2 protein-coding genes are annotated in these 13793 nt (G+C 44.5%); both read left to right on the top strand.

The genetic code is table 11. The features are described from left to right. Window positions 1-49: 49 nt before the first annotated feature. The gene (locus HGO97_RS09850) at window positions 50-1099 is read left to right on the top strand and encodes a type IV pilus twitching motility protein PilT (protein WP_216241130.1); all 1050 of its coding nucleotides are present in this window, start codon (window positions 50-52) and stop codon (window positions 1097-1099) included. 81 nt (window positions 1100-1180) lie between these two features. After that, window positions 1181-13726, top strand: a complete 12546-nt coding sequence (locus HGO97_RS09845) for a GLUG motif-containing protein (RefSeq protein ID WP_216241129.1) — start codon at window positions 1181-1183, stop codon at window positions 13724-13726. Window positions 13727-13793: the final 67 nt, after the last annotated feature.

Raw genomic sequence — 13793 nt, 5'->3', positions numbered from 1 at the left:
AGAAAATGGCAATGGATAAAGAAAAAGAAGAAAGCAGGAGGCAGCAGCTATGCAGGAGTTGGACAGAATTATATTAATCGCAAGAGAGTTGGACGTATCGGATATCCATATGTCATCCGGGATGCCTTTGTTATTCAGGATTCATGGGAATCTGACTCAGGCGCCTATACAGCCATCGAAAGAGGAGACAGATCAGATGCTGTATGGGATGCTGAATGAAAAGCAGAAGGAAGAATTGAGCCAGGGGTATGACATAGATTTTGCGCTGCAGACTTCAGACGGGAACAGACAGAGGGTGAATGTTTTCTGCCAGCAGGGGGAAGCGGCGGCAACGATCCGACTTCTGAACAGTCATATTCCGACGCTGGAAGAGCTGCATATGCCTCAGAAGTTATATGAACTTGCGGAAGAGCCGAGGGGGCTGATCCTTGTGACCGGACCTACAGGGAGTGGTAAGTCTACAACTTTGGCGGCGTTGATCGAGCATGTGAATCAGAAGAAGCCGGTCCATATTATTACAATTGAGGACCCGGTGGAGTACAAATATGACAGCAAGATGGCATTGATCCACCAGAGAGAGACTGGGAAGGATGTCGTTAATTTTGCCTCCGCTCTGCGCAGCGCACTGCGTGAAGACCCGGATATTATCCTGGTCGGTGAGATGCGTGACTATGAGACGATATCTGCTGCACTTACTGCTGCAGAGACCGGACATCTTGTCTTGTCCACCCTGCATACGACGGGGGCGTCGCAGACCATCGACCGTGTGATTGATGCCTGCCCGTCCGGCAGTCAGAATCAGATCAGGACGCAGTTAGCGGGCGTACTGAAAAGTGTTGTGACCCAGTGTCTGATGCCGACGGCGGACGGACAAGGAAGAATCGCGGGGACGGAGCTGCTTCTTGGGACGGATGCCGTGTGCAACCTGATCCGGGAGAATAAGACCCATCAGATGAGCAGTGTCATGCAGTCGGGCAATGCGAGCGGGATGCATACACTGAATATGGATCTGGTCCGTCTGGTAGCCCAGGGAAGGATTACCAGGCAGACAGCAATGCAGTATACAAATGACCGGAGGGATCTGGAGCAGTATTGGTAATGTAAGGAAACAGTTAAGGGAGCATAAAGCGAAGAGGCGGAAGGAAAATATCCGCTTCAATTCACAATGGGAAGTGGACAGATGCAGAATAAATGGAAAGCAGGAAATCATAAGAAAGGGTTTACGACAGTTGAGCTTGTTGTAGTCACAATTATCATACTGATACTTTCAGGCGGCATCATACTCAGTCTGGTATCTTGGTATCGGAACGCACAGTTCAGGAAACAGAATGAATATGCGCAGACGATTTTTTCTGCTGTTCAGAACCGTCTGACGGAATATAGTTATTCTGGCACACTGGAAGAATTGGAAGATCTGTTGGAGGAAAATGGGGCAAAAAGTATCGATTCCGAGCTGGCAGATAAGAAAATCATCGGGGATGACGGTACTCCATATGATATGGATCAGATCTGGTATGAATCCGAAGGGAAGAGCGCCCAGAATAAATCAAAATACCAGGGTACGATCTACTCCTTAATTGGAACACCGAAGGACTATCAGGCCTATAAAAGTGATAATTATACCGGGATGACCGAAGAGAAAGAGACGCTTACAGAGGCTCTTTATGAGATGCTTGAGACCTATCTGTATGACACCTCTATCCTAAGTGACGGTGTAGTCTGCGTGGAGTTTTCTGCTTCCGATGGTCAGGTCTTTGCTGCGCTTTATAGTGACAAGCAGGAGAATTTCACCTATGGGACTCCAGAGGATGATAAGACCATTAATATCTGTGACCGTACCCGCTCCAAGCGGAAAAAAGAAATGCTTGGATATTATGGTGTGGATACGATGGCAAAAGCGACCACTCCGAAGGCAGAAAAGCCGGTGATTACGGATGTACAATTAAATAATGAAGAGACACTGAATCTTTCCTTTAAGCTTGGCAAGGTGAAGTCTGCCTGGAACCAGTTGACCTATCAGGTGGATGTATACAATGAAGCCTCCAATCATATCGGCCTGAGCATCATTTTGAATGCAAAGGATACGACAGACGGCGGAAAATATAAGTGGCCGGATTCTTATAACAGTAAGAAACAAGTGTTAGGGACTGTGAAAAGGTATTGGTATGACAAGAAAGGGAATAAGACATCAAAGGAGCTTGGAAAATATAAATTCTATCTCTATGTAGAACAGAACGGTGTGGTGCATCTCGTACTGGATGCAGCAGACTTAAGCGCTACGTCGCAGAATTATGTGGAAGCGTATGATGAAAAAGGGATTGGAACGAGCGGTTATACAAGATCTAAGTATCCAAATATGGATACTGCCGATGAAATTCTCAATGAAAGCTACAGTTTCCATAGATTTGGCTTAAGCGCGGAAAGAATCTACTGTAAAATCAAGGGAAGCGGTACGGGATATAAGCCGACGGCTCTGAAAAAGAGCAATGAATCCGATGTGTATTATGGGGACAAGAGTACGTCAGCCGAGGAGAAGGGCAAAACTACATACAGCTATGAGATTGCCAATGCACGTCACCTTTATAATATGCGGTATATTGAAGATATTGAGAAGAAAAAGGATTCATTTAAGGGAAATGAAGGAAGTCTGGATGAGTATTCCTATACGGTTCCACAGAAAATGACGTGGATTCTAACAGAAGATGTGGATTGGAAGAAGCTGATAAAGGATAAATTTTACTTTGACAGCGGCGAAGTTGAAGAGAAGGATACTCAGTTCCTATCCATTCTTCAGTTAAGGAAAGATTCTGTGTTTGAGACGGAAAAATATTCCCTCGAGGATTGGAAGCTGAGTCAGGATAACCACAGAATCAAAGGCTTAGAGATTACATATGAGGCAAATGAGAAAGCCGAGATCCAGGACGATGATGATTTAGAATCTACGGGTCTATTCCTGGAGAATGAAGGAGAAATACGTGGAATAACTCTGGATGGTATTCAGGTGACTGGAATCAACAATGTGGGTGCATTCTGCGGAGTCAATGAAGGAGCATTGGAGAACCTTGTGGTGGATGATACCTATGGTGAGAGCCGTGTCTCAGGAAAACCATATGACAAGAAGGCTGATGAAGAGGACGATAAGAAATCAGGTAAGAAGAAAGACGAGGATGATTCTGATGAATGGGGCGAGTGCATAGGTGGTATTTTTGGTGTCCACGAAAGTGAAAATGCCTCCCGTGATCTGACATTCCAGAAGCTTTTGAACCGTGCGGATGTAACAGGGTCCAAATTTGTGGGCGGTATTACCGGATGGATGACAGGAAAGGGCAATCAAGAGATTACTGTGAAGGACTGCCAGAATTATGGCGCCGTATATGCAGATGAAGAGAGCGAGAATCCGATGTTTATCGGAGGAATTATGGGATATGCTCAGAATCAGAAACAGAAGCAGGACAAGGAATTGTTTGGGATTCAAGATTGTGTCAGCTCCCCGCAGTATGATTCCAAGACCACTCTGGAGATCATTCAGGGAGTGAAGGACGGCACCAGACAGTTAAAGGGGACCTACGTAGGTGGTATCGTTGGATACAATCAGGGCTGTGAGATTACAGATTGTTCTACGGAAAATGAAAGCCGCAGCCGTCAGGGGTATGTTTTTGGAGACAAATATGTAGGAGGAATTGTTGGAATCAGTTCTGGCTTAACAGGGGGAATTGATGGAAATGGCTGTGTCAATGAGGCGAATGTCATTGGTAATACCTATGTAGGCGGTATTATCGGATGTAATGCGGCCCCTGTTGTTCAGAATGGGCATTACCTTGCGGATGATGAATATGGCACTCCATTTAAAGATGTGGCAGATACGATTTATGCAGTAAGACCGGAAAAGAACCGTGATTTAGAGGTCGAGATCAAAAACTGGACGAATCAAGGAGTAGTGGCTGCCACGGGAGATTATGCCGGAGGTATCACCGGATATAATACCGGACGTATCCTCGGATGTAACAGTGATGTAGGGACATATTCCGACCAGGAAATTCTAAGTGCAATTGAGGATATGGGAAGAGACTACGCCGGTGGAATTGCAGGATATAATAATGGAATCATCGGGAATACCTCAAGGGATGAAAATGGCTCGGCAACTGGCAGTAGTGGGGAGACTTTGTCCACTGTCTGTTATATCTCTGGTCGTCATTACGTGGGAGGCATTGTCGGTTATAATGATGTAGATGCGCTGGTGGAAGACTATGAGCTTACAGGCGGTCATATCAAGTCATCAGGGGATTTCGTGGGCGGTTATGCGGGCTTAAATGCGTCTTCCTGTCTGCTTGAGTATACACAGGATACACAGACCGGAAATCATGATGAGCATGAGGCAAGAGTTCTGGTCTCAAAGCCGAATGAAGTAACTGGAAAATATTTTGTAGGCGGAATCATCGGCGGCAATCTGGTATGTACGAATTCCAGGATAAATACCGTGTTCGAGGTAGATAACTTCCTGGGCAGTATCAATGCAAAAGCATATGCAGGAGGCTTTATAGGCCTGAATGTCGTGCTGAAATCAGGTGGAGATCATAAGGCAAGGATAGAAACCTATCAAAAGGCTTTACTTGTAGAGGCTGGGCAGACAGAATCGGTTGCATCTAATTTTGCAGAAGCAATTTCCGACAGCGTTGGTTTTGCTAATTCGCCAAGTTTAGAGATGTCTATCACAGGGCAGGGAACAAAAACGACAGCAAGCAGGCTGGGCAGCCTTACTGCTGAGGATGTATTTGCAGGAGGTGTGATAGGTTACAGCAAGGATTTCAACTATCTGTTGATTAAGGATGTAGAGAACCTGACTCCTATTACGGCAGGCGGTACCATCTCTGAAAGTGCAGCACAGGAGCAGTCTAAAAGAGCAGATGCGGCGACTTTCGCATATGCATATGCGGGAGGAATCATAGGAAAGGTCGGCAGCAATACCACCTTGGACAATTGCAGGAACCGGGATGTGGGAGATGTCAGTGTGTCGGAAAATGCGACCTATACGGGTGGACTTTGCGAGATTAATCGAGGGACTATCCAGAACTGCCAGGCATCCAGTGTTGGAAGTAATGTGAAGGATAAAGTCGGTGGTATCTGTGGTGTGAATCTTGGGAATATTGAGGACTGCCGGATTGAAGGCAGTACCATTACAGGAAGGAACGATGTCGGAGGAATTACGGCGGAGAACTTTGGCGGAATAGATAATATTAGTCTGAAATCTGCAAATATTTCTGCGTCAGGTAATAATGTGGGGGCAATTGCGGGATACAATGGTGAATTTGGAAGTAATATCGGGGATATTATGGTATATGCCAGAGGCACATTAGAGACGATAGAAAGTGTAAAGGTTTCTGGCAATACGAATGTCGGAGGATTGGTAGGGAAGAATGAGGGGAATTTATGGTCATGGCCATATAAAGAAGATTCTAAGATAAATATGGTTAAGATCAGTGGCTCTGTCAGTGGTTCAAGAAATGTTGGAGGAATTGTCGGACAGAGCAGTAGTGAACTCAATCATTTTATCAATCAGTGCAATGTCACGGCAAGCGTTGGAAACGCAGGCGGAATTGTTGGTGCATACAATGGTAATAGCTTGGATGGATCTATTGGTAATTGTGAGAATCAGGGCAGTGTCACGGCAACGGCAGGAAATGCCGGAGGAATCGTAGCAGAGAACAATGGTGAAATAGTGTATTGTATGAACCGCGGAAATATTCTGGCGGCGGCCGGCAATGTTGGCGGAATCAGTGCTCTGAATACTGGTGTGATCAAAGAATGTGAAGTGACGGGCAGTGTCACGGTGAGTGTTACAGGACGGGATGCAGCGGGAGGAATCAGTGGTGAGAACAGCGGAGACATTATTCAATGTAGTATTGATAAGGCAGCTGTTCATAATACATCAAAGAGTACAAAGGAAAGTCTCGTCGGAGGAATCGCCGGGAAAAATAAAGGGGAAATTCAATTGTCGGACGGGAAAATTTTAAATTCTACCGTTCAGGCATATGCCGATGGCAGCAGTGCCGGAGGAATCGCCGGAGAAAATACTGGAAATGGAATCATTTCCGGGGAGGCAGCGAGTACCCCATATACAGAGATAAAGAATGTAGACCTTGTGACTGCTTCTTCCATCTCTTCCTGCAATCTTGGAGGTGTAGCCGGAAGGCAAAGCAGTGCATCCAGCGTAATCAAGGGATGCAGAGTGCTTGATACACAGATTGGAAAGCTTTCACTTTTGGGAAATAGTGACCAGGGATATGGTGGAATCGCCGGAACAAATGCAGGACAGATTCAAAACTGCTCCTTTGACGGAAATGTGACTGCAGGAGGGAATGGAAGTAATATTGTCAACCTCGGCGGAATCACAGGTAAAAATCTGGCAAGTGGACTAATTGAGCAGTGTTATATTGGTCTTGATGCAGAAAAAGATCATACAGTCATCCAGTCAGGTGTGGGAGATACAAAAGATGAAAATAAGGTTTATACCGCATATCTCGGCGGAATTACCGGATGGAACTTCGGAACGATTCAGGACTGTGATAATCAGGGAAAAGGCTCTGTAGATAAGGTTGCAATCAGTGGTAATGGAGGTATTGTTGGAGGAATTGTGGGCCGCAATGAATCTGGTGCTGTTGTGACAGGTCTGTCTGAAACCAAGAAATTGTCAACCGGAGAGAACTGGTCTATAAAACATTATTACTATATTAATGATTCCGGTACAGGAGGAATCTGCGGCTGGTCCGGTTCAGGACAGGGCATGAAATATGTGGAAAACTATGCTGATGTAGCGAATTTAAGTGGTATCAAGAATAGTACGGCTGTCGGAGGAATCATAGGACGTCTGGAAAATCAGGAAAGTAATGATTTTACAATAGAGAACAGTAAGAATGCGGGAAATATTAGCGGACCTTCTAATACAGGTGGTTTTGTAGGGAGATGGAAGTATAATGGAGGAACTATAAAATCCTCATCTAATACTGGAAATGTAGGAAATAGTAATAGCCTGGTTTCAGGAGGCATTATTGCATCTCTTTATGATTTGACGGACGACACTTCTATTATGGTCACAGGTTGTTCTAATCTTGGAAAGATTGCAGGTGCAGATGCCGGCGGTGTGGTAGGAAAGCCGAATATGTGCAATTCCTCAAATCTCGTAGTATTAAACGATTGTATCAATGCAGGCGATATCTCTGCAAACAATGGCGCAGGAATCATACTGAATGCAGAGAATAACACAAGTGTAACTCTGAACCGCTGTCGGAATTATGGCAGTGGTACAAAAGGTACTTTTTATGGCATTGAGTTTTCAAAACACAATCTGATCAAGATACAGGACTGTTTTGATTTTTCAGGAAAAGGCTTGGTTCAGAAATTGAACGATGACAGTAAGATCGTGAACTCATATTACTATACGAGCGAAATTACTGCTGGAATGACAGAAGAGGAAGCAAAGCAGTATGTAGAGGCTGCTAAGGTAAAAGTAACGGATGCCGAAAAGGCAGTTGCGGAAGCGAAGGAGAAGTTGAATCAGGTAAATGATGCGGGGTATGGAGATAACGTATATTATGACAGCTTAGCAGAGAAGAACTTCTATGACCATGATGTTATGAAGCATGTATCTAGTGGATATCAGGGTGGATTTAATAGTGTATTTGAAGGGAATATTGCAAATGATGTTGGTTACCAACTCGAAAATGCTCAATCTGCAATTGACATAAAGGAAGGCAATCCTTTAAATTTGAATTTTACTTTGGCCAAAACAGTACCTGGATTGAATCAAGACGAGGAAGTACAGACATTGAATTATCCGAAGATAAAATCGTTCGGTATCTACTGGGGGGCAAATTCTAGTGGAAGATTTACTAGGGCTTATATTTACACGGTCTCTTTCATTACGCAGGATAATTCAGAGAAATACCTAAAATTAGAGACAGAAGATTCACTAAATAAAATATCCGTAAAATTTAAGGATGGTCCAGAGGTATCGGCATATGAAAATTATGGTAATACATTCTGCAAAGCGATAGCCGTGGATGATCCAAATGATGCAACAAAATTCTTGACTTATGGCTTAGATAAAACCACAGAGAGCGGAAAGACAAATTCTTATGCAAGATTTGAACTTCCATCAAATGAAAAAGTGAAAGAAATCAAGTTTTATGTAAATAGCATTGCATCGTATCAAGGAAATATCAGCCAGTTTATAGAAAGCGGAAAAGAAGTTGCCTACAGTACAGCCGGAACAGTCAACAAATTTATAGCGAGCACGACCCAAGGGGCCGCTGATTTAGTGTATGACCCGGCGAATACTGAAAACCATGTATTAAGCGTTGCAGATGCAGCAATCTCCCAGGATTGGCAGGAAGCGAATCTGGCATATGAGAATGCAAAGGAGGATTATCAGAAAGCAGTAGAGGCATTAAAAGAAGCAGAGGAGAAGCTCGAGGAGATCAGGAATGGAGGCAGCATTGAGGATGATGTCAACGCACCATTAGATGACCCTGAAAAGTCGGGTTCCTCCATGTATGCAGCAAAAACAGAAGCGGATGTCACTGGTGCACATTATAAGTTGAAGTCAGCCAGCAAAGAGGGTAAGAACATCTTAAATATGATTCAGATTCCATCCAAGACAGCGAAGGACTCAGGAAGAAAGCTCAGGAATATTACGTATTCTGATTTAGACCAGCCGAAAGAGGACTGGGATTATACGTTAGTAGAGCAGTATTATCTGGATGCATATAATCTGCCATTAGATGACAAGACACCAGAGTTTACGGTAAGAAATGCGGGCGGAAAGGTGACCTTAAGGATCAAGGAGATTCCTGGTGCCTATGGGTATCAGATGTGTTATCAGTCACAGGATCAGTCAGATATAAGTAACCTGAGCGCTCCGGTCTATATACCGAATGTTGTGACGACTACCGAGAACAATGCAGGGTATATTGGGTATGAGTTGAGCCCTGACCGGGATTGGTATCAGAGTCAGATGAATTTCTATATCAGAGCAGTTAATGGCACTGCATATATGAATTATTATGATAGTCAGGAAAATTTCAAGGACGAACAGGGGCAATATAAGGCTCCGACAGCTTCAGACTGGAATCAGGATGGACAGTTTGCTGCTAAAAATGTTTCAAAATGGTCCCAACAGTCTATCCAGTTATTCACACCGCAGGCCGCTCCGAAGATACATTTGGAATTGGTCTATCTGGAGGACCGTAAGGCGTTTGGATGGAAGCCGGTCCTTGAGAATCCAGGAGATTTTAAAGAAGGAACAGAGATTTTGGTGTATGCATCCACTACAATCACAAGCAAAGTGGTATCGAAAGATAATTTGAAATTTACCATCAATGTAGGAGCAGATGGGAAGTATACCAGTAAGGCAGAAAAAGATCTTCCAATGAGCCACCTAAATAATATCAATTATGCTACGAAGGCTTCTGCATTGGAAGGAGCTGCATCTGAATCCGCACTCACCATGTATCAGTCAGCTTTTTATGGAATTTCCAATTTAAAAGGCAATGACCTATATTACGATACCTGGAAAGGATTTTATGGGAATACGCCGGATAGCTTAAGTTATCAGGTAGGAGAGAGGCCGAATACAAGCGGTACGAATGATGCAGTGGATCTGTATATTGCCTCTGAATTGGTAGTTTCTGACTATTTAACTTTAGAAGATGGTACAAAAATCGATGTTGCGGTCTCAAACGGACAGTCTCATGTAACAAGTATCGGGTCCAATACGGTCATCAGTGAATTATCAGGACTGCCGACGGAGCTTCTGGAGGATTATACCAACTACACCATAAGGACGTATCCATGGAAGAACCAGTGGTATATCTGCCAGTATGGTCATGTTGTAAAGGAGGGGGCTAAGGCAGATGAATTGCTGGTACTCACAGATGCAGACAGAAATGGAGAAGCTATTTTCCAGGAAGATGCAAAAGGCGGAAAAGAATTGCGTCCTGGCTATTCGATTCGTTTGGAAAAAGACGGGACCTATACGGTTGTATATAGTGTCTTTATGGAGTATAGCAGTGAGTTTGGCAAGCAGTTCAAGCAGAATAAATTGAATGTAAACGAGAGTGAAGATGGCCAGAGGACATCTGTCGACCAGACGGAAAACGCTGGAAAACAAATACCGATTCAGCCAAATCCTGTTATTTCAGAGGATAGCTGTACAGTACAGCCAAAAGGGGATGGTGCAGAATATACATTTACATGGGATGAAGCCTCTGTTGTAAGTGGCGCGGTGTATAATCTGCAGTTATATGGAATGACATCAGAGGGTAGGACCTTGCTCGCTTCACAGGATAATGTGAAGACGAACCAGTATACGTTTGAGGATTCAAACGGCAATTGGAATTATAAGAACATGACTCTTCGTGTGATTCGGGTAGGTTCACCGGAGGACGATGCATCAGCGGAATCAAAGAAGCTGCCGTTCTATACAGAGAACACATTTAACGTGAAGATTGCGTTAGAGCGGATTTCCAAGCCGAAGGTAAGCCTGCATCAGGGGGATAAGGATCATCTGTATTATGATGTAGAGTGGACGGGAATTTCCCACACAGAGCAGGATCAGGTTCCAGATTATTTGGATGGCTATGCAGTGACCGCAGAACGCACCCAGGATGATACTGTTTGCAGCCAATATGATGCGGCAGCAATCCAGGCATTAAAAGAAGACTTGGAAGCAGAAGGCTACACGATTTCTCAGGGAGAAGATGCTGATACGGTAATCTATAGCAAGATAATTGAGAATTCTGATTCAGAGATCTACAAACATGCAGACAAAGTGGAAAAGACGGTCACAATTACCAAAAACAGTGATGGGACCTACACGGCCGACCGCAAGGAAATCTGGACATTCCTGAGTTTGAGCGGGGACGAAATGGCATCTTCGGCGAAGCTGGTACGTGCAATTGATTTAGGTGAATTTACAGGTGATACAAAGCTCAAGATTTCCGTGAAAGCATTGGCATCTGCGGATTCCAGTGTTTATAAGGACGGTCCGGCAGGAGTCGGCAGTGAGATGACACTTCCAAAGAGACTGGATGTACCGGATATGGAAGCGCTTTTGGAAAAAATGTCGGAACCGACATCAGGCGACAAGCTGGAAATGCAGGAAACTTACAGTTTACAGGAATTTATGACGCTGGATCAGATGAACGTTCTTGAGGATACGAGTGGTCTTCATATCAATATTTGGGATCACAGCCGTCCGTCAAGTGGAAAATATGAACTGAATATGACCTTCTATGATACATATCCATTTGATATGGCTCAGGGAGAAAGGCAGACAGGAGAAATAGTAGAGAATGTAGAACCGAAGTACCGCTTAAAGGATGCGTCTGCTCTGTTGGAAGGGTCCTTAAAGAAAGGCAGCTATCACCTGCCTGGTACGGGAATCGAGGTCGTGGATGGCAACGGTGCTGTGCAGACACTCAAATTATCTGATCTTGCAGGAATGTATGCGGTACTGGCATTTCGGGCAACGGCTGACAATGAGATCAGCTCTCTGTGGACCTATGAGGACAGACATAAAGTCAGCTATGTACAATTCAGGATTCCGCGTGCACAGAATGATACACCGAAATTGAGTGAGTCACAGACAGAAGTATATTATTCAGGCGACAGTCATACGGAGGAAGACTCTGCAGGAGGAGCTGCTGTAAAACAGACTACGCTGACCGGAACGGTAGAAGATTATGCACAGGATTTCTTGTTCCAGATGGCACATCATTCACAAAAAGTGGATGGAATGTCCGATTATAATACTTTGATGGAGATGGATTGGATCTACGCGAAGAAGGGCGTAAATGGATATAGTATATACCTCTTATCTACAGATAAAGAGGAGATGGAGAACTTAGGGACAGAGGGACCTGATACAGCAGCGGCAAAGCGTATGGATGTTCAAAATGCAAGATACGTCGGTGAGCTTCCAATCGGAGGCAGCCTGGATCTGCCATATCGGCTGGATCTGCAGACAGGGGCAGGTTCCATGACCACAACGTCGTATCTGAAATGCCAGTCTGATGGGCAGGAAAATACACAACTGATTCTTGTGCTTGCGGATGCAGAGGCGGTAAATGGAACGGTAGTTTCCGACTATGTCAAGACGGAATTCGTCAAGGCAGCAGGACTCTCTGGTAATTTCGAGCGCTATGAAGATTCCAAGACAGTTTCCTGGTATCGCGGAAGCGAAGGAACGACTCCTGCAGATGAAAGTCCTTCTTATGGAACGGCTGCATTGTCAGCAAGAGAAGGTTATTCCTTAGAAGTGCCGCTTACAGGGGATTTGAGAAGCCATTACATCTACCGAATCACAGATTTGGCGGAATATGGAAGTACCTATGCAAAAACAAAGGGAAGCACTGTAGATTCTGTTCTGTTCTTGAAAGATTATGAGAACGGAACGCTCCTGCCGGAATTCAAGAAGATCGAGGATAACAGGATAGCTGGAGGCTGGAAGTCAGCAGGGGAGAGTATTTCTCTGTTTGATGAGACAACCTATACAGATTCGAACGTAAAACAGCCTAAGGTGTATCTGAATACACGGGATGACAAAGATCAATATGTGATTGTCATATCCGGCGCAAGTAAGGCTGCCCAGGTTTATCTGGAACGGGTAGTAAAAGCAGATGGTGAGGTCTATTATCATGTTTTCTACAATGACACGGAGACAGATTTGTCATCGGCTTATCCAATGGCAGGAACCAAGAAGGAGAAAAAGTATCAACGAGTCAGTGACCTTATGGTCGAAAAGGATGGAACGGCTTATCCTTCCTGCAGTGAGGAACAGAATGCATATTATCTGGGAGATATACTGGAAGATACGGCATTTGGTTTTCCTTATATGTTAGAAACTGCAAATGAAGTAGGAACAGAGCTTATGAAGACACAAAGTAAGCTGGAATGGTCCGAAAATACATTTGCTTTGACACTGCCAGATGTGATTGGAATTGAGGAGAATATAAAGAAATTTGCACTGAATCAGGATACACAGCAGATCACATTCCAGGCATCAGGAGAAAAGTATCAGACGAACTGGTGGTATCAGGATGGCAAAAATGCTGTGAAGCAGACCGATACCGAACAGAGCAGTTGTACCGCAAATCTTGAGAATGGAATACTGAATATCGTTTATGAGAACAGGTTATACGGATATCAGGCGATATTTGATGCAGCTTTAGATGTGGATAAGAAGACTTGTACGGTTACAGAAACACAGGGCGGTACAACTTATGGCATCCTGTTCCAATTCATAGGTGCGGATGGAGATGTGCAGTTTAAGTATGCGCCTGCCGGGAATGCAGAATTTGAAGTACAGAATCTGGATTCAATCACGGATATCAAAGTTCGAGTGATTGATTGGGCCGGAGGCGGCTGTACGCAATGGCAGGAGTTGTCAGGAATTCAAATCAGGACAGCAGAAGAACATCCGAAGGCCGATCCGGCTTCTGAGGAAGACAGCATGAAATCAGAAGAGGGCCAGATGCAGAATCACGATGGGCAGAATGGGGAAACACAGGGAAATCCACAGAAAGAGGGTGCCCAAAAGAACGACGAGCAGGAAAATAGTCAACAGAATGATTCTGCACAGAAGAATACGACACAAAACGAGAATGCGCAGAGTCACAATGCACAAAATGGCACTGCTGGGGATGAACCAAAACCTTCGGATGATAAATAAGATGTGATCATAAGGATGGAAAAGCTGGTTCATCCGGTCCAGCGGGTCAGTATTAAAGAATAGGACG

This window comes from Faecalicatena faecalis (assembly GCF_012524165.2).
Lineage (GTDB): Bacteria > Bacillota > Clostridia > Lachnospirales > Lachnospiraceae > Faecalicatena_A > Faecalicatena_A faecalis.
The sequence above is the reverse complement of the archived record's forward strand: the minus strand, read 5'-3'. Positions and strand labels throughout refer to the sequence as shown.